General features: G+C 61.1%; 16 protein-coding genes and 1 other annotated feature. Of the genes, 8 read left to right on the forward strand and 8 right to left on the reverse strand.

The annotated features are described in order from the left end of the window. Entirely contained in the window at window positions 1-675 is a 675-nt protein-coding gene (gene cmk, locus TQ39_RS05725; RefSeq protein WP_050004842.1) for a (d)CMP kinase, read from the reverse strand. Between the two features lie 76 nt (window positions 676-751). Then, window positions 752-1,969 carry a BaiN/RdsA family NAD(P)/FAD-dependent oxidoreductase gene (locus tag TQ39_RS05730; RefSeq protein ID WP_050004843.1) on the reverse strand — a complete coding sequence of 406 codons (1,218 nt, stop codon included), beginning with the start codon at window positions 1,967-1,969 and terminating at the stop codon, window positions 752-754. A gap of 603 nt (window positions 1,970-2,572) precedes the next feature. Here TQ39_RS05730 and TQ39_RS05735 point away from each other — a divergent pair. From TQ39_RS05735 to TQ39_RS05745, 3 genes are read left to right on the forward strand one after another with little or no spacing between them, the layout of a single operon-like run. After that, window positions 2,573-4,276, forward strand: a complete 1,704-nt coding sequence (locus TQ39_RS05735; protein ID WP_050004844.1) for a hypothetical protein — start codon at window positions 2,573-2,575, stop codon at window positions 4,274-4,276. Between the two features lie 18 nt (window positions 4,277-4,294). Beyond that, a complete protein-coding gene (locus tag TQ39_RS05740) occupies window positions 4,295-5,224 on the forward strand; it encodes a UbiA prenyltransferase family protein (RefSeq protein WP_009322086.1) in 930 nt (309 codons plus the stop codon). A gap of 12 nt (window positions 5,225-5,236) precedes the next feature. After that, window positions 5,237-5,797, forward strand: coding sequence for a haloacid dehalogenase-like hydrolase (locus TQ39_RS05745; RefSeq protein WP_050004845.1), 561 nt, complete (start codon window positions 5,237-5,239; stop codon window positions 5,795-5,797). 124 nt (window positions 5,798-5,921) lie between these two features. On the opposite strand, the gene TQ39_RS05750 is transcribed toward TQ39_RS05745, so the two are convergent. Then, window positions 5,922-7,427, reverse strand: a complete 1,506-nt coding sequence (locus TQ39_RS05750; protein ID WP_242853455.1) for a D-alanyl-D-alanine carboxypeptidase family protein — start codon at window positions 7,425-7,427, stop codon at window positions 5,922-5,924. Between the two features lie 145 nt (window positions 7,428-7,572). After that, entirely contained in the window at window positions 7,573-8,364 is a 792-nt protein-coding gene (locus TQ39_RS20125; RefSeq protein WP_133303762.1) for a hypothetical protein, read from the reverse strand. Window positions 8,365-8,542: 178 nt separating this feature from the next. Between TQ39_RS20125 and murC the strand changes: the two genes are divergently transcribed. Next, window positions 8,543-9,919, forward strand: coding sequence for a UDP-N-acetylmuramate--L-alanine ligase (gene murC / locus TQ39_RS05760; RefSeq protein ID WP_050004847.1), 1,377 nt, complete (start codon window positions 8,543-8,545; stop codon window positions 9,917-9,919). A 294-nt stretch (window positions 9,920-10,213) separates the two neighbouring features. On the opposite strand, the gene TQ39_RS05765 is transcribed toward murC, so the two are convergent. The 4 genes from TQ39_RS05765 to acpS all read right to left on the reverse strand — a co-directional run bounded on the left by TQ39_RS05765 (window position 10,214) and on the right by acpS (window position 12,294). After that, complete coding sequence (locus TQ39_RS05765) at window positions 10,214-10,573, reverse strand: type II toxin-antitoxin system PemK/MazF family toxin (protein ID WP_009322080.1); 360 nt, start codon at window positions 10,571-10,573, stop codon at window positions 10,214-10,216. A 118-nt stretch (window positions 10,574-10,691) separates the two neighbouring features. Further along, window positions 10,692-11,351 carry an HD domain-containing protein gene (locus TQ39_RS05770; RefSeq protein ID WP_050004848.1) on the reverse strand — a complete coding sequence of 220 codons (660 nt, stop codon included), beginning with the start codon at window positions 11,349-11,351 and terminating at the stop codon, window positions 10,692-10,694. Beyond that, window positions 11,348-11,893, reverse strand: coding sequence for a GrpB family protein (locus tag TQ39_RS05775; RefSeq protein WP_050004849.1), 546 nt, complete (start codon window positions 11,891-11,893; stop codon window positions 11,348-11,350). The genes TQ39_RS05770 and TQ39_RS05775 overlap by 4 nt, the downstream gene beginning before the upstream one ends. Then, window positions 11,875-12,294, reverse strand: coding sequence for a holo-ACP synthase (acpS, locus tag TQ39_RS05780; RefSeq protein ID WP_009322077.1), 420 nt, complete (start codon window positions 12,292-12,294; stop codon window positions 11,875-11,877). Before acpS ends, TQ39_RS05775 begins: the two co-directional genes overlap by 19 nt. Before the next feature lie 311 nt (window positions 12,295-12,605). Further along, window positions 12,606-12,857, forward strand: a binding site (T-box leader). Window positions 12,858-12,924: 67 nt separating this feature from the next. Here acpS and pheS point away from each other — a divergent pair. The 4 genes from pheS to TQ39_RS05800 all read left to right on the forward strand — a co-directional run bounded on the left by pheS (window position 12,925) and on the right by TQ39_RS05800 (window position 17,097). Beyond that, on the forward strand, window positions 12,925-13,944 hold the full coding sequence (gene pheS / locus TQ39_RS05785; protein WP_009322076.1) for a phenylalanine--tRNA ligase subunit alpha: 1,020 nt from the start codon (window positions 12,925-12,927) through the stop codon (window positions 13,942-13,944). A 19-nt stretch (window positions 13,945-13,963) separates the two neighbouring features. Further along, window positions 13,964-16,342 carry a phenylalanine--tRNA ligase subunit beta gene (gene pheT, locus TQ39_RS05790; RefSeq protein WP_050004850.1) on the forward strand — a complete coding sequence of 793 codons (2,379 nt, stop codon included), beginning with the start codon at window positions 13,964-13,966 and terminating at the stop codon, window positions 16,340-16,342. Window positions 16,343-16,524: 182 nt separating this feature from the next. Continuing rightward, complete coding sequence (locus TQ39_RS05795; protein ID WP_009322074.1) at window positions 16,525-16,770, forward strand: IreB family regulatory phosphoprotein; 246 nt, start codon at window positions 16,525-16,527, stop codon at window positions 16,768-16,770. 21 nt (window positions 16,771-16,791) lie between these two features. Continuing rightward, entirely contained in the window at window positions 16,792-17,097 is a 306-nt protein-coding gene (locus TQ39_RS05800) for a hypothetical protein (RefSeq protein WP_009322073.1), read from the forward strand. Window positions 17,098-17,138: the final 41 nt, after the last annotated feature.

Consider the following 17,138-nt stretch of genomic DNA (forward strand, 5'->3'; position numbering starts at 1 on the left):
TTACCCCTCCTGCCCCAGACGCGCGCGGATGGTGGACAGCAGCAGCGCGAACGCATCGTCGAAGGTAAAGCCCGTGGTGTCCACGGTAACGGCATCCGCAGCGGGGCGCAGCGGCGCGGCGGCACGGTGGGTGTCGTTATAGTCCCGCCGTTCCACATCCGCCAGCACCTGCTCGTAGCTCACCCATTCCCCGCGGGCAATCAATTCATCGTAGCGGCGCCGGGCGCGGTCTCCCGCGCTGGCCGTCAGAAATATCTTCACCTGCGCACCGGGCAGCACCACAGTACCGATGTCGCGCCCATCCATAAGCACATTGTTATCCTTTGCCAATGCACGCTGGGCGTCCAGCAGGAACGCGCGCACCGACGGGTGTGCCGAAACATGGGATGCAGCCATGGACACCTCCTCGGTGCGGATGAGGCCGGAAACGTCCTCCCCGTTCAAAAACATATGCTGCACACCGTCCACATAGCGCATCTCCAGCCGGATGCCCGGCAGGAGCGCCGCCACGGCATCCTCATCCTCGGTGTCTGCGCCGCTGCGCAGCACATGCAGCCCGATGGTACGGTACATGGCGCCGGTATCGACATAAATGTAGCCAAGCTCCGCGGCAAGCCGCCGCGACAGACTGGATTTGCCCGCACCGGACGGGCCGTCGATGGCAATGGAAATCATATTTTTCTCCTCTTCCCCCCCAGGACGCTCCGCACTGCGGCATGCGCCCGGTCATGATTGACAGCCGTCCGGCCGATTACAGATGGCTTGCCGCCGCATATGCTGTGGCGAACGCGATTCCCAGGTTGTAGCCGCCCGTGTACGCGTCCACATCCAGCACCTCGCCCGCGAAATACAGCCCCGGACACAGCTTGCTCTGCATTGTTTTGGGGTCCACTTCCTTTACGCTGACGCCGCCGCTGGTAACGACGGCATGGGCAAGGTCGCCCTTTCCGGCCAGCTCGACCGGGAAGGCTTTCAGCAGCTCCACCAGGCGCCGGCGCTCCTCCCGAGTGATCTGGTTCACCTTGCGCTGCGGGTCCATGCCCCACACGTCCAGCATCACAGGCTGCATGGAGGCCGGAAGCAGCTTCACAAGGCAGTTCGCAGCCTCCCGGTTCGCAAGAAGCGCAAAGTCCTCGGAGACGCGCTTATAAAGCTTTTCCGGCGGCAGCGCAGGCTTGAGGTCAATACAGACGCGGTAGCCGTATTTTTTCATATCCCGGATGTGTGCGCTGGCGGAAAGCACCAGCGGCCCGGACATGCCGAAATGCGTGAACAGCATCTCACCCTGCTCGCAAAACAGCGCCTTTTTTCCTTCGTACAGTGTGAGCGCCACATTTTTAAGGGAAAGACCCATCATACGCCTGCACACCCCTCCGCGCTCCACCAGGGAAACAAGGCTCGGCTCCGGCGGCACTACGGTGTGGCCCGCCTGCCGTGCGAAACGGTAGCCGTCGCCCGTGGAGCCCGTCACCGGATAAGACACGCCGCCCGTTGCCACGAGCACGGCCCCGGCACGCAGCGCTTCGCCGCTCTGCAGGCGCACGCCCGTGCAGCGACCGTTCTCCAACATCAGCTCCCGTGCGCCCTCGTACCGCAGACGCGCACCCTTCGCCCAGCGCAGCAGAGCGTCCAGCACGTCCTGCGCGCGGTCGCTCTGAGGAAATACCCGCCGCCCCCGCTCCGTTTTAAGCGGCACGCCCAGCCCTTTTTCCAGCAGCTCCATCACGAAAGCGGGCGGGCAGGCGTTGAGCGCCGAATACAAAAAACGCGGATTGCGGCGCACATTTTTCAAAAACTCATCCGGACCGCAGTTGTTGGTGACATTGCACCGCCCCTTGCCTGTAATGAGCAGCTTTTTGCCCGGCGCGTCCATATGCTCCAGAACCGTGACGCGTTTGCCCGCGTGCACGGCAGCGCCGGCGGCAAACAGCCCGGCCGCGCCTGCTCCGATGATGATACAATCCTCCATGGCTTATCCTTCCCGCACGACGACAGTCCGCCGCGCGACCTTTTCGGCATCTTTTGCATCAGGGAAGCCGTCCGGGACGGCCTCAGCAAAAACGCGGCGGAGTTTTGTCCCCGAAGCCGCGTTTGAGAAAAGCGCAAGCACGGCAGACCAAAATATCCGCGAAATGTGCAGCCGCCCGGACCGGACCGCGCATCAAACGCCCGCCACGCTTTTGGCTGGCGGGGAACTGCCGCGGTTTTCCGCGATGCAATATTTCAGGCCCATGCGCAAAAGCGCATCAGCGCACGAAGTGCGCGCAGCCGCGCAAGCGGCGGGTTTGAGGTTATTATACCATCAATCCCCTTGTGCAACAACCGTTTTCCCTCAGCTCCCGCGGCAGCCGGCCGCCATATGCCAGACATTATTATAACGGCCCGTGCAGAAATACTCAACCTCTCATGCTTATTTCACCCTTCAGCACGCACATGTGCCGCCCGTGTTGCGCACGCAGTACTTATAGTGATATAATAATATACAATTGTGGCCATAGCCGTGTGCGGTACATCTGCACGGCTGCCAAGCAAACGGCGCCCGGCCCCGGCGCGCCGCAAAAGGAGACAAGCCATGTCGAAACTGAAAAAGCTGCTGCCGAAGCGGGATCTGCGCGCACGGTGGCTGTGGGTACTGGCGCTGGCCCTCACTGCCGTCAAGCTGGGCCTGTGCAGCTTCCAGCTCATCGTCGCCTCGCCGGATCTTTCCCCCATCGACGACACGCTGATGTTCAACCTTGCCAAGAGCATCTCCGCCGGGAACTGGCTGGGAGAATACGATTGGCTCACGTTGGGCAAGCATTCGTTTTATGCGCTCTGGCTGGCGTTTTTGAACCTGCTGCACGTCAACATCGTCGTAGGCGGTCAGGCGTTGTTCGCGGTGAGCTGCCTGGTGCTGCTGGCGGCGCTGAAGCCCGTGATGCGCACAAACTGGGGACGGCTGTTCGTATTCGCCGTCACGCTGTATACCCCGGCCTCCTGGGCGGAAAATACGCTGCGCGTCTACCGCGACAATATCTATCCCTCCCTGGTGCTGCTGGCGCTGGCAGGACTATTGGGCGCATTCACGCGCTTTCGGGAAAAACCGCTGCGCGCGCTGCCTTATTATGTTGCCGCCGGCCTTTCCCTTGCGGCGGCCTGGCTGTGCCACGAGGACAACGCGCTGCTGCTGCCGTTCGTTCTGTGCGCGGCGGCGGTTTATCTTGCTTATCTGTTTCTGGACAAAAGCATTGCGCACAAAAAGAGCCGCCTGGCGCTGCTGCTGGTACCATTAGCGCTGTGGGGCGGCGGCATCGCGGCCTGGTGCGGCATGAACTACAAGTATTATGGCCGTTTTATCATCAGCGATTTCACTTCCAGCGAATTCAATGACGCTATGGGTGCGCTGTCCCGCGCGTATCCGGATGACCAGAAGCGCTACGAGCTCGTCCCTTTGTCCACACGCCTTGCATTGTATGAAGTATCCCCCACCTTCGCCAAACTTCAGGATGTGCTGGAGACGCCCGAGATGTACAACGGCTACGGCGACCCGGAAACAGGCGAGCTGAATTCCGGCGGCATCCATTGGGTGCTGCGCAAGGCTGCCTGGACGGCCGGTTACTACGACACAGCCCAGGACGCAGAAAACTTCTGGCGCGCGGTGGCCGACGAGATAAACGCCGCCTGTGATGCAGGGCTTGTCCCCGCCGGGCGCAGACACAGCGGTGTGTTTTCTCCGATCAAGGCGGAATATGTCGCCCCTACCATCGGTAAATTTTTTGACGAGGTCAAGGTGTTCGTTCTCTTCGAGCAGACCGAACCGACCCAGATACTTTCCATCGCCCGGCCCGACCAAACTGAAGAATGGGAGAGTTATCTGCACTGCCAGAGCACCATCGCCGCACAGGCCAACACCGATCTGCCCTACTTTGCGCCTCTCAATCAAATTGCCTACAAGCTGCTGAATCTTGTAACCTGGGTGCAGCGCATCCTGCTTTGGCCCATGCTGCTGCTCACCGTGCTGTGGCTTGTGTGGTATGCGCCCGCTTGCGTACGCGGACTGAAAAAAAAGCAGCCGCCTGCGGACCTTGCGGGCAGCGTGCTGATGCTGGGCTTCTTCCTCACCGGGCTTCTGCGCATGGCTGCTATTGCCTATCTCATGGCCGTGACGCTTTCATTCGACATCTATCTGATGTACCTCTCGGCAGCCTGTGCGCCCATGCTGGCGTTTCTGGCTTACGGCACGGCCAAATGGTTCGAGGGGCACGCCTTGTCCGCTTCCCCGTACAGCCTTAAATAAGAAAGGACGTTCTTCAACATGAAAGACTATATCAAGATCGCCCGTCCGGACCACTGGATCAAAAACCTGTTCATCTTCCCCGGCACGCTGTTCGCGCTGCTGCTGGTAGGCTGGAAGGGCTCCTACGGCGGCCTGGCCGGTATCGCGCTGGTCAGTTTCTTCTGCACCTGCATGATCGCCTCGGCCAACTATGTCATCAACGAATGGCTGGACGCCCGGTTCGACAAGTACCATCCCACCAAGAAAAAACGCCCCGTGGTGCAGAACACTATGAGCGGAAAAATCGTTGCCGCGGAATATGCGGTGCTGGCCGCGGTTGGGCTTGGCGCTTCGCTGCTGGTGAACATCCCGTTCTTTGTATGCGAGCTGTGGTTGCTGGTGATGGGTGTTCTGTACAATGTCAAGCCCTTCCGCACCAAGGATATCGCGTATCTGGACGTACTGTCGGAGTCCATCAACAATGCCATCCGCCTGCTGCTGGGCTGGTTTTTCGTAACGGCGGACTATCTGCCGCCGGTCACCATCGTGCTGGGCTACTGGCTGGGCGGCGCGTTTCTCATGGCCATCAAGCGCTATGCCGAATACCGTATGATCGGTGACAAAAGCACCGCCGCGCTGTACCGCAAATCCTTCGGCCAGTACACCGAACAATCTCTCCTGATCTCCGCGTTCTTCTACGCCATGTGCTCGCTGTTTCTGTGCGGTATCTTCATCATCAAATACAAGATCGAGCTGTTGCTGGTGGTCCCCTTCCTGTGCGGGCTGTTCTGTTTTTACTTTCATCTTGCCTTCAAAAAGGATTCCGCCGTGCAGAAGCCGGAGAAGCTTTACCGGGAGAAAGGGCTGCTGATGTACATGATCATACTGGCCGCCGTATTCATTCTGGCGCTGTTCATCAAGATCCCGGCGCTGGAGGTCTTTCTCGACTCCAAGATCATCGGCTTGTAATGGTGCGCCGCCATGAACGTATACGATTTTGACGACACGATCTTTCGCGGCGACAGCACCCGCGCTTTCTGGGCCTACTGCCTGAAGCGCGCGCCGGGGCTGGCACGCTTTCTGCCCCGGCAGTGTGCCGCCGCCGTGCGCTATGCGCTGGGCCGCACGGCTAAGGAAGCGTTCAAGGAAGCGTTTTTTTCCTTTTTGCAGGGCGTGCCGGACGCGGACGCCTGGGCGGAGGATTTCTGGCGCACGCATGAACGCCGGTTCCGCCCGTGGTATCTGGCCCAGAAGCAGCCGGACGACCTGGTCGTTTCTGCCTCACCGGAATTTCTGCTGGCGCCCGCCTGCCGCAGGCTGGGTATCCGCCCGCCCATCGCCTCCCGTGTAGATGCGCGCACCGGGCGTTACACGGGCCTCAACTGCAAGGGAGCGGAAAAGGTGTCGCGTTTCCGGGAGCAATATCCGGATGCGGAAATCGGGCAGTTTTATTCCGATTCCCGCTCAGACGCGCCGTTGGCGCACCTGGCACGCCGTGCCTTTCTGGTCCGGGGAGATTCTTACACCTCATGGGAGGTGTAATGCTCCGTTCCCGCGCGGCTGCGGCAGATATTTTCAGCACAACAAAAGCGCGCCCTGAGCAGGCCAACAGGCCGATTCAGGGCGCGCTTTTTCAATTTGACGTTTCCGCCAGCCGCGCAGCCGGTCAATCTCTGCCGCGGGAAGCGCCCATGGCTGTGCGGCCGGCGGGCACGCCTTCCGCGCGGCCTCCCTGCACTACGCGCAGCGCGGGCGCAGGCTCCCGCGTCATGGCCGGGCCGTGTACGGGCCGCGGCTGCTGCACGCGGGGCATAAGGCCCTGCTGCGCCGCGAGCATGGCAGCACGGCGGCGTGCCAGCCTGCGCTTTTTGCGCTGCGCCTTAACGTACGCCACATAAGCGATGCGCCCGGCCACCAGAGCGGCCAGTAAAAGAAAGATACAGAACAGCACGCCCAGCACCTTGAGCGCGACCTCCCACCAGGCGGGCCTGTCCACAAATTCCTTCGCATTGGCGTCCAAAAGCGCGGACACTGCGCTCTCGTCGATGCCCAACGTATAAACGCCGATCTCGCGGTTCATACAGCTCCCGGCCGAAAGGCCCTCCCTCAGGCTGACCGTCATTGCTGCGGTGAACGGCTCGTCCACCATGTAGCGCTCCGGCGTATCAAACGTGACCTGCACGTCATCCGCAGCCAGCGCACTGTGGAGCAGGAACGTGTAGCCCTCCTCCGAAAGGGCCAGCGGCGCGCTGCCCACCGAGGGCGCTCCTTCGGCGTAATACACCGGCACCTGCGGGGACGTAATATCCGAAGCCGCCAGCGTGACGGGCGTGAAATGATCGAAGCAATAATCCAGCAATGCGATGCTGTCGGAAAACTTGTCATACTTTTTTGCGCTTCCCATCACCACGCAGATCAGACTTCTGCCGCTGCGGGTGACGGTTTCCACCATCGTGTAGCCCGCCTCCTCCGTCCAGCCGCTCTTACCGCCGGTGGTGCCCTCATACTGGTATTTGTTCGTTACCAGCATGCAGTTATCGGTGCCAAACAGACGCTCCTGCTCCTGCTTGTTGGTGGGCTGCATGGTATAGGACGTTGCGCCGAACAACTCGGAAAAGCCCGGCACCGTCATCGCCCACTGTGTCAGGCGGGCCATGTCGTAGGGTGTGGTGTAGTGGTCGGCGCTGTGCAGGCCGTTGGCATTTACAAAATGGGTGCCCGCCAGGCCCAGCTCCGCGGCTTTGGCGTTCATCAACTCCACAAACGCCTCCATGCTGCCGGCGGTGTACTCTGCCAGCACATTGGCCGCGTCGTTGGCACTGGCCAGGATCGTGGCATGGAACAGATCGTTGAGAGACACGACCTCTCCCGGCTGCAGCGCGACATGGGACGAGCCCGCCTCCAGCGAATAGACCGCGTCCGGGCTGACCGTGACCTGCTGCGTCATGTCGCCGCCGCATTTTTCCATAGCCAGCGCCAGCGTCATAATCTTCGTGATACTGGCTGGATAATTCCGCTCGGCGCCGCCCTTCTGTACGAGCACCTGCCCCGTCTGTGCATCCATGACAAGGTATGCGTGCGCCGTCACCTCCGGCGGCACGGTGCTGCTTTCGGCGTACACCGGCCAAGCCAGACCCGCCGCCAGCGCCAGCGTCAGGATCATCCCCAGCATTTTCTTCACTTGCCGCACTCCTCACCTCTGCTTTCAGCGCTTCCACCGAAAACAAGTTAAAGTTATCAATGGTATTATACAATTTGTATATCACAAGTGCAAGCCTTCCGCCGCCTATTTCCAGTGTTTTCACATTTTCGGCGGCTCATGCCTGCCCGGCCAGCGTTTTCGCCAGCGCCAGCAGCGCTTCCGGGAAGTTGATCTGCGGCGCGGCGATGACCGCGTCCAGCAGGCCCCGCAGGACCCATGCCTGCCGTCCGCCCCGAATGTGCGCCGCCGTCAGCTCCGCACTGGTGACGGCGAGCTGGGCGGGAAGATAAGGCTCACGGGAGAGGCGCAGCGCCGCGTACAGTGCGGGCTGGCTGTTCCAGCGCGGGTCCGCCAGAGCCAGCGTGCGCGCGGCAGCGTCATAGTCCAGCGCCTCCGGCAGGCGGCTCAGCACACGCTTCAGCTCCTGCCGGTCCGCGGGCGGTGTTTTGCGGGCAGCAAGCACGTCCAGAGCAGCCATCAGCTCCGGCAGAGCGGCGTCCAGTTCCAGCGCGGCGCACAGCGATGCGTCCCGCACGGCGGATGTCCCGCACCGCCGCAGATACAGCCACCACCGCGCCATAGGCACGGCGGGCGCCTCCGCCAGGCCATGCAGACAGGGCGCGCGCTGCGGCAGCCCGAAAGATGCATACGCCCCTGCGGCGCACAAAACGCCCAGTGCCTCGGGTGCGCCGGAGAGCAAAAGCCGCTGTGCCGCTGCACCCGCCGCGCGCCCGGACAGGCTCCGCACGCCCGGCGCAGCCCCGGCCGCAGCCAGCAGCGTGTCCGCCTTCAGCTCCAGCCCCTGCTCCGCCGCCAGCACGAACAGCTCCAGCACCCGCCGCGCATCCGCTGCATAGTAGGCCTCCGGGTCGTCCGCCGTGCAGCAGAGCACACCGTCCCATATCATATGCGCGCCTTCAAACGCTACATCCATCCGTATCCGCGCCCCTTTGCTTCCGGTTTTGTTTTTTCCAGTATACCAGAAAATGCCCTTTCCGGCCAAATTTACGGGAAATTGTTTATTTTACCATCAAATCAATATATAATGTTAAAAGAACAAGGCGTATTTTTACGAGGTGATAGATATGAACGCATTCGACAGCAAACTGCTGGACGGCAAAACCAAGCTGCACTTTGTGGGCATTGGCGGCAGCGGCATGTTCCCGCTGGTGCAGATCCTGCATGAAGTGGGCTATGAGATCACAGGCTCGGACGTGAACGAGGGCGATATCATCGACCGCGAGCGCAAGCTGGGCATCCCGATCTCCATGGGACACAAGGCCGAAAACGTGCACGGAGCCGAGCTGGTGGTGTATACCGCCGCCATCATGAAGGGCAACCCGGAGATCGAAGAGGCCCACCGGCTGGGTATCCCCACCGTGGAGCGCAGCATCCTTCTGGGTTATGTGGCCAACACCTACCCCCATCCCATCTGCATCGCGGGCACACACGGAAAAACCACCACCACGGCTATGACAACGCAGATCATGGTGATGGCTCACGCGGACCCCGCCGCCGTCATCGGCGGCAAGCTGCCGCTCATCGACGCCTACGGCCGCTACGGCACAGGGCGCGAGATCGTGGTGGAGGCATGCGAATACAGCAACACCTTCCTGCATCTGGTGCCCTATATCTCGGTGCTCCTGAACGTGGACGCGGACCATCTGGAATTCTTCAAGACCATGGAGAACCTGGAGGAATCCTTCCGCAAATTCGCACTGCTCACCACGCACACCGTCATTGCCAACTTGGACGACGCCAATACCGTTAAGGTCATACACAATCTGGACCGCCACATCCGCACCATCGGCATCGACACGCCCGCGGATTACCGCGCCGTGCATGTGCGCGAATACCGCCCATCGTTCTTCTGCTTCGACGTGCAGGTACTGGGTGTGCCCGCAGTGCACATTGAACTTTCGGTGCCCGGACGCCACAATGTGTACAATGCGCTGGCCGCTTTCGCATGCGCCACGATGTCCGGCTGCACGGCCGACGAGTGCGCCCGGGGCATCAACGCATTCCGGGGCGCCGGCCGCCGCTTTGAGTTTCTGGGAGAGGTAAACGGCGTGACCATCGCCGACGACTACGCCCATCACCCCACCGAGTTGGAGGCCACGCTGCGCGCCGCCAAGGAAATGGACTACAAACGCGTGTGGGCCGTGTTCCAGCCCTTCACCTACACCCGCACGCAGATGCTGCTGGACGATTTTGCCCGGGTGCTGCAGATCGCGGACAAAGTGGTGATGACGGAGATCATGGGCAGCCGGGAACGCGCGGAGGATTACGCCGTCCGAACGAAGGACCTTGCCGCTAAGATCCCCGGCAGCGTGTGGTACGACACCTTTGACGAGGTCGTGGACCATGTGATGAAAAACGCCCGGCCGGGCGACCTTGTCATCACGCTGGGCTGCGGCGATATCTATAAAGCCGCAAAAAAGATGGTCGCCTGGGAAGCGTAAGGCGCACCCTGCGAAAAGCCCGGTCCCCACAGCGGGGTCGGGCTTTGCAGTTTTGCACACGGAAAAGCGGCGCCCGGCATGCAGCATGCCGGGCGCCGCTTTGTTCTGTCCGAAAGGTCCAGGGCAATACCGCACAATTCTAAGTGCTGAATTGCGCCGGCAGATTTTTTGGCAATTTAAACAAAAAACGCAGCGAATACTTTGTGTATTCACGAGGTTTTTTGTGACAACTGCCGGAAAATATGCAAGCGGGGCGGCACTTAAGGCGACAGCCATGAATTGTGCGGTGCTGCCCTAGAACGTCTCCAGCCCGAAGCTGATTTCCAGCGCCTCGTCCACACGGCGCTGTACGTCGGGGTCTATCTGCCCCGCCCTCTCCCGCAGACGGCGCTTGTCCAACGTGCGCACCTGTTCCAGCAGCACTACGCTGTCCCGCGTGAGGCCCCCGGTGCCCGCCTTGATGCCAATGTGGGTGGGCAGGTTCGTCTTATCCTGCTTGGACGTGATAGCCGCCGCGATCACCGTGGGGCTGTGGCGGTTGCCCACGTCGTTCTGCACGATAAGTACGGGGCGCACGCCGCCTTGCTCGCTGCCAACGACAGGGCTCAGGTCGGCGTAAAATACCTCGCCGCGCTTTACTTCCTTGTGCTCCAATCAAAAACCTCCCTGCGTGAAAAACTTCCTGCTTGCCGGCAAGAATAGCTTTCCCGCGCCGGGAGGCGCTTAATCACATGCGCCAAAACACGGCACATTGTTCCGTTTTTCGCCGCGCTTACAGCACCGTCTGGCCATTCACCACCAGCCGGAAGGAAAGGCCCAGCTTTTCAGCGGCCTTGCGGCACAGCAGCATGCGCTCGAGGAATATTTCAAAATAATCGATGACGGGCGACATACCGGTGTCCAGCTGCAGGTCCAGCACTACGGCCTTTCCGGCGGCGTCCAGCGTGGTGCTGGCCTTTTCCACCGCGTAGTTCACACGGTCGTGGATGTCAAAGGTGGCCTTGTCCCGGTTGCGCACGCGGGTGCGGCGCACGTCCGTTTTGTCAGCCAAAATCAGCGCGGCGGCCACAGCGTTCACGGGGAAGGCCGTGCTTTCGTCGTGGTTGCCGATGGCCGAGCACACGGTTGCGATCTCATCCGCGGGCATGCCCAGCTTGTCCAGAATACGGAACGCCATCACCGCGCCGCTCTGGGCGTGGTCGATGCGGTTAATGACGTTGCCGATGTCGTGCATATACCCGGCGATCCACGCCAGCTCCTGCATGCGCCGGGGATAGCCCAGGTCGGCCATGATCTTTTCGGCAAAATGCGCAACGCGCGTCACGTGTGCGTAGCTGTGCTCGGTATAGCCCAGCGCGGCCAGCGCTTCGTCTGCCTTTTCAATGTAAGTGCGGATCTGTTCGTTTTGTTTGATCTCGGTTGATGTTATCATGCTTTGTTGCTCCCATTTTTCAAATCACAGGCGGCGCGCCATTCCAGCGCGTCGCGCTCCAGCGCCCCAACAAAGGCGTCCTTGCCGTCGCAGTAGCCGTCGATGTCATAAGGGAACCGGGCCGCCAGTTCCAGCTTGAGCGCGCCGTAAGCCGCCGCGCGGGCGGGATGGGCGCGCAGATAATCCCGCACGGCCAAGTGCCGCGCAATGGCGTGCACATCGTCCGAGGCAAAAATATGCATCTGATGCGTCCATTCATCGCCGCCCTTGCGCAGATACCTGCGGCCCGGAATGCCGAACTCGCCCAAATATTCGTAGCCCAACGCCTCGAAATCCGCGCGGCATTCATCGGCCTCCGTGACGGCCCGCACCACCGGCATAATGTCGATGACGGGCTTTGCAGCCAGCCCAGGCACCGCCGTGCTGCCGATGTGATGGATGGCCGTGAGCCGCTGTCCCAGCACCCCCGCGATGGCCTGCGCCTCCGCTTCATAAAGGCCAGACCAGGCTGGGTCGTAAGGCACTACCGTAATGTGCTGCATTCCGGTTCCTCCTTCAGGGAGGCCGATGCCTCGCGCCGCTCCAGCACCACAAAGGCCGCGGCGGTGCCGCCCTCGTGGGTCAGCGAAAGATGCGCCGTCAGGCCGCGCGCCTGCATCAGCGCCGCCGCCCGGCCTGAAAAGGAAAAATACGGCGCGCCGTTTTCATCCCGCAGCGCCTCGGCCTCGCACAGTGCGAACTCCCGCAAAAGCCCTGTGCCAAGTGCCTTGCCGAAGGCTTCCTTTGCGGCAAAATTGGCCGCCGCCGTCTGCGGGCGCATGCCCCTGCCCTCCAGCAAAGCGCGCTCCGCAGGGCCGTATACCTTTTCCAGAAAGCCCGGCCGCTTGATGCTTCGCGCAACGCGCGCCTCGCTTACCATGTCCACGCCGATGCCCATGATCATCCGCCGCTCCCCCTCGTTTCCCTTCCACACTGCGCTCTAGTTTCAGTATATCCCATCCGCGTGCAAAAAGGAAGCGGAGGAATGTAAAATCCGTCGCTGCAAAATGCAAAAAAGGAAAAGAGATGCCCGGGGAAAAGCTATGTAAAGTTCTGTTGCTTTACAGAAAACGCAGCCCCGGCAAACGCCTTTTTGCACCGCGCCCTTTCCTTTTATCATATACCATTCCGCCGCTCCGCCATTTCCTCCGCGTCCGGCGTCCTTCTGCCAAAAAAGCCTTGCAATCCGGCGCAAAGGCTTGTATAATAAATGCGTCAAACATGTTGACTGAGAGAGTACGCGCGAGGTTCCGTCCTCCTGCAGAGAGGGGCGCCGCAGGCTGCAAGCGCCCGGGGATGGTTTCGCGCCGAAGTTCACTCACGAGTGGCTTTGCTGAAGGTTGCGGCTGGTAGGCAGAGACGGGTGTTCCCGTTACAGAACAACAGAGTGTTTGCTCTTGTACAATCGTACGGCAAAAACGTGGGTGGTACCGCGGAGTTTACGAACAGGTAAGCTTCGTCCCTGTCAAAGCGCAGGGGCGGGGCTTTTTCTTTTTCCGCTTCGTCCCGCAAAACATACAAAGGAGAGAACGGTATGAAGGAAGCATTGCAAAACATCCGGCAAAGCGCGGACGCGCTGATTGCCCAGGCGGCCGACGCCGCCGCCGTGGACGAACTGCGCGTGCGCTTTCTGGGCAAGAAGGGCGAGCTGACGGCCATTTTAAAGCAGATGGGCCGGCTTTCCGCCGAGGAACGGCCCGTCGTCGGCGCGCTGGCCAACGAGGTGCGCGAGGCCATCACAGCCGATATCGCGCGCCGCACCAAAGAGCTGGAAAGCGCGGCGCTCGCCGCGCGCCTGGCCGCGGAGGAAATCGACGTAACGCTGCCGGGCAAAGCGCCCGCGCAGGGCAAGCGCCACCCTTTCGAGCAGGTGCTGGGCGAGCTGAAGGAAATTTTTCTGGGCATGGGCTTCGACATCGTTTCCGGCCCCGAGGTGGAGCTGGACCACTACAATTTTGAAATGCTCAATATGCCCAAGAGCCACCCGGCCCGGGACACCCAGGATACGTTCTATTTCACCGAAAACGTGCTGCTGCGCACGCAGACCAGCCCCATGCAGATTCGCACGATGGAAAAGCAGAAGCCGCCCATCCGCATCATCTGCCCGGGCCGCGTTTACCGCTCCGACGCGGTGGACGCCACACACAGCCCCATTTTCCACCAGTGCGAAGGCCTTGTGGTGGATAAGGGCGTGACGTTCAGCGATTTGAAAGGCACGCTGGAGCTTTTCATCAAAAAGCTGTACGGCGAAGAAACGCGCGTGCGCTTCCGCCCGCACCACTTCCCCTACACCGAGCCGTCCGCCGAAATGGACATGAGCTGTTTTAAGTGCGGCGGCAAGGGCTGCAGCATGTGCAAGGGCGAGGGCTGGATCGAGATCCTCGGCTGCGGCATGGTGCACCCGCAGGTGCTGGAAAACTGCGGCATCGACCCCGAGGTGTATTCCGGCTTCGCCTTCGGCGTGGGGCTGGAGCGCATCGCCATGATGCGCTACGGCATCGACGATATGCGCCTGCTGTACGAAAACGACCTGCGTTTTCTCAAACAATTCTGAACAAAGGAGTGTATAGACCATGAAAATGCCGATGAACTGGGCGAAAGAGTTCGCCGAATTTGAATGCACTCCCCAGGAATTTGCCGACCGCATGACCATGAGCGGCAGCAAGGTGGAAACCTACGAGTGCGAGGCCGACGGCATAAAAAACGTCGTCGTGGGCAAAATTTTGGAGATCGTCCCCCATCCGGATTCCGACCATATGGTAGTGTGCCAGGTGGACGTGGGCCGCGATGCGCCGGTACAAATCGTCACAGGCGCAAACAACCTGAAGGTGGGCGACCTTGTGCCCGCCGCACTGCACGTGGCAAAGCTGCCCGGCGGCAAGGAGATCCGCAGGGGTAAGCTGCGCGGCGTGGAATCGGGCGGCATGCTGTGCAGCCTGTCCGAGCTGGGCCTTACTACACACGATTTTCCAAACGCCGTCGAGGACGGCATTCTGGTGCTGGACGAGGAATGGCCCGTGGGCACAGACGCTGTGAAGGCGCTTGGTATGGACGACGTGTGCGTGGATTTTGAGATCACGCCCAACCGGCCCGACTGTCTGGCCGTGCGCGGTCTGGCGCGGGAGGCCGCCGCTACCTTCGGCGTGCCCTTTCTGGACCACGAGCCGCAGGTAAAACCCGGCCACGGCGATGTGAACCGCTTTTTGAAGGTAGACATTGAAAACCCCGGACTGTGCTACCGTTATGTGGGCGCAGTGGTGGAAAACGTGCGCGTGAAGCCCAGCCCCCGCTGGATGCGCGAGCGCCTGCGCCTGTGCGGCGTGCGCCCCATCAACAACCTGGTGGACATCACCAACTATGTCATGCTGGAATACGGCCAGCCCATGCACTGCTTCGACTATAAATATGTAAACGGCGGGCACATTACCGTGCGCAACGCGAAGCCCGGCGAGGAAATTGAAACGCTGGACGGCGCAAACCGCACGCTGGGCGAGGAAATGCTCGTCATCGCCGACGAAAAAGGCCCCATCGCCGTGGCGGGTGTCATGGGCGGCGAGTTTTCCGGCGTGTATGACGACACCACCACCATCGTGTTCGAAAGCGCCATGTTCAACGGCCCCTCCGTGCGCACCACGGCCAAAAAGCTGGGCATGCGCACCGAGGCCAGCGGCCGCTATGAAAAAGGGCTGGACCCCAACGGCTGCCGCCGCTGCCTGGACCGTGCGCTGGAGCTGGTGCAGCTTCTGGACGCGGGCGACGTGGTGAACGGCGTGGTGGACGTCTGGGTGCACAAGCGCGAAGAACGCCGCATCCCCTTGCGCGTGGATGCGGTGAACCGCCTGCTGGGCACGCAGCTGGACAAAGCGCAGATGGTAAATATCCTGCTGCCGCTGGGCTTCGGGATGGACGGCGACGATATTATCATCCCTTCCAGCCGCTGGGATATGGAGCGGGACTGCGACGTGGCCGAAGAGGTTGCCCGTTTTGTGGGCTACAACAAAATGCCCAGCACGGCCATCCGGGGCGTGGCCAGCGCCCGCCCCACCGAGCGCCAGACCTTCCATGAAACGCTGATGAACGCGCTGGTGGGCTACGGCATGTACGAGATCGAAACCTTCAGCTTTTACAGCCGAAAGGCCTTCGACGCCGTCAATCTGCCGGAAAACGACCCGCTGCGCAACGCGCTGGTCATCTCGAACCCTCTGGGCGAGGACACCAGCATCATGCGCACCACGGCGCTGCCCAGCATGATGGATGTAATCGCGCGCAACTACAACGCCCGCGCCGCCGAGTGCGCGCTGTTTGAGGACACCACCACCTATACCCCCAACGCCGACCCGGACCAGCTCCCCACCGAGACGGAAACCCTGATGCTGGGCGCCTACGGCGCGGGCTGGGATTATCTCGGCCTGAAGGGCGTGGTGGAAAAGCTGCTGGAAACGGCCCGCGTTGCAGACGCGCGCTTTGCGCGCAACACGGCGGGCACATCGTATCATCCGGGCCGCTGCGCGGATATCTGGCTGGGCGAAGATAAGCTGGGAACCATTGGCGAGGTACACCCCGCCGTGCTGGCCAACTACGGCGTAAAGCCGCGCGTTGTGGCCGCCGAGCTGCGCATGGACGTTCTGTTCGCTCACCGCGGCGGCACCCCCGCGTTCAAGCAGCTGCCCAAGCACCCGGCCATTACCCGTGACCTTGCGCTGGTGGCGGACGACGCCGTGCCCGCGGCAGACATCGCGTCGCGCATCCGTAAGGCTGCCGGAAAAGCGCTGGAAAGCCTGACGCTGTTCGACGTATACACCGGCGAGCATATGGCTCCGGGCAAAAAGAGTCTGGCGTACAGTCTGGTTCTGCGCGCGGCGGACCGCACGCTCACCGACGAAGAAGCCGAAAACGCCGTGAAAAAGGTACTGGCGAACCTGGCGGAAATCGGCGTGGAGCTGCGCAGCTGAAAATGGGGTTCGAACCGGAATGGGGCTGCCGGTAAGCCCAGTGCCAATGCTTCTCAGGCGCTGCTTTGCCGGCAGCCCCAAATACCGATTGCGGCGTTTTTGCCCCAAATGCTTGCATCGGCGGCTCTTTTAGGCTACAATATAGATTGATACCGAACGCTTTTGTAGGAGGGAATGAGAGTATGAGCGAACCGACCACCATCTTCTCCATTTACGATGATAAGGACCGCGAGATCCGCGCCGTGCTGACGGAGGTTTACCGCGCCCTGAAGGAGAAAGGCTACAACCCCATCAACCAGCTTGTGGGGTACATCCTCTCGGAAGATCCCACCTATATCACTACTTATCAGGGCGCCCGCTCCCTAATCCGCAAGATCGACCGCGACGATCTGCTGCAGGCGCTGCTGAAAAGTTACCTCGGCGAATAATCTTAAAAGGAGACCCGTTTCATGGCTTTTACACCCAAACTCACATATAAGGGCCGTCCGCTGGTGCGCTGCAAAAACGACATCTATTACGGCAGCCTGTCGGACCCGTACGTCATCTTCATGCAGGTGCTCACCAGCAAGGAAGAAAACGGCGTGCAGGTGGCGGACCGCATCCACGTTACGCTGCTGTCCACCGACACCACCAAAAGCCCCATCGAGCGCATGAAGAAGCAGAGCGATAAAAACGGCCTGTGGAGCGCGCTGGAGATCGGCACCATCTGGTTGGAGAAATCCCTGCTGGACGCGAAAAAGGAAGAGAAAAAATAATCGGCGAAGCCGGGCGGGGAAAGACTCCGCTCGGCTTTTTT

Source organism: Ruthenibacterium lactatiformans (assembly GCF_000949455.1).
In the GTDB taxonomy this organism is placed as follows: domain Bacteria; phylum Bacillota; class Clostridia; order Oscillospirales; family Ruminococcaceae; genus Ruthenibacterium; species Ruthenibacterium lactatiformans.

Coding starts and splice junctions, on each gene's coding strand:
- TQ39_RS05740 (WP_009322086.1), top strand. CDS start 4,295: ATGAAAGACTATATCAAGATCGCCCGTCCGGACCACTGGATCAAAAAC.
- TQ39_RS05735 (WP_050004844.1), top strand. CDS start 2,573: ATGTCGAAACTGAAAAAGCTGCTGCCGAAGCGGGATCTGCGCGCACGG.
- TQ39_RS05745 (WP_050004845.1), top strand. CDS start 5,237: ATGAACGTATACGATTTTGACGACACGATCTTTCGCGGCGACAGCACC.
- TQ39_RS05800 (WP_009322073.1), top strand. CDS start 16,792: ATGGCTTTTACACCCAAACTCACATATAAGGGCCGTCCGCTGGTGCGC.
- cmk (WP_050004842.1), bottom strand. CDS start 675: ATGATTTCCATTGCCATCGACGGCCCGTCCGGTGCGGGCAAATCCAGT.
- TQ39_RS05750 (WP_242853455.1), bottom strand. CDS start 7,427: ATGCTGGGGATGATCCTGACGCTGGCGCTGGCGGCGGGTCTGGCTTGG.
- pheS (WP_009322076.1), top strand. CDS start 12,925: ATGAAGGAAGCATTGCAAAACATCCGGCAAAGCGCGGACGCGCTGATT.
- TQ39_RS05775 (WP_050004849.1), bottom strand. CDS start 11,893: ATGCAGCACATTACGGTAGTGCCTTACGACCCAGCCTGGTCTGGCCTT.
- TQ39_RS05795 (WP_009322074.1), top strand. CDS start 16,525: ATGAGCGAACCGACCACCATCTTCTCCATTTACGATGATAAGGACCGC.
- murC (WP_050004847.1), top strand. CDS start 8,543: ATGAACGCATTCGACAGCAAACTGCTGGACGGCAAAACCAAGCTGCAC.
- TQ39_RS20125 (WP_133303762.1), bottom strand. CDS start 8,364: ATGATATGGGACGGTGTGCTCTGCTGCACGGCGGACGACCCGGAGGCC.
- TQ39_RS05770 (WP_050004848.1), bottom strand. CDS start 11,351: ATGATAACATCAACCGAGATCAAACAAAACGAACAGATCCGCACTTAC.
- TQ39_RS05730 (WP_050004843.1), bottom strand. CDS start 1,969: ATGGAGGATTGTATCATCATCGGAGCAGGCGCGGCCGGGCTGTTTGCC.
- acpS (WP_009322077.1), bottom strand. CDS start 12,294: ATGATCATGGGCATCGGCGTGGACATGGTAAGCGAGGCGCGCGTTGCG.
- pheT (WP_050004850.1), top strand. CDS start 13,964: ATGAAAATGCCGATGAACTGGGCGAAAGAGTTCGCCGAATTTGAATGC.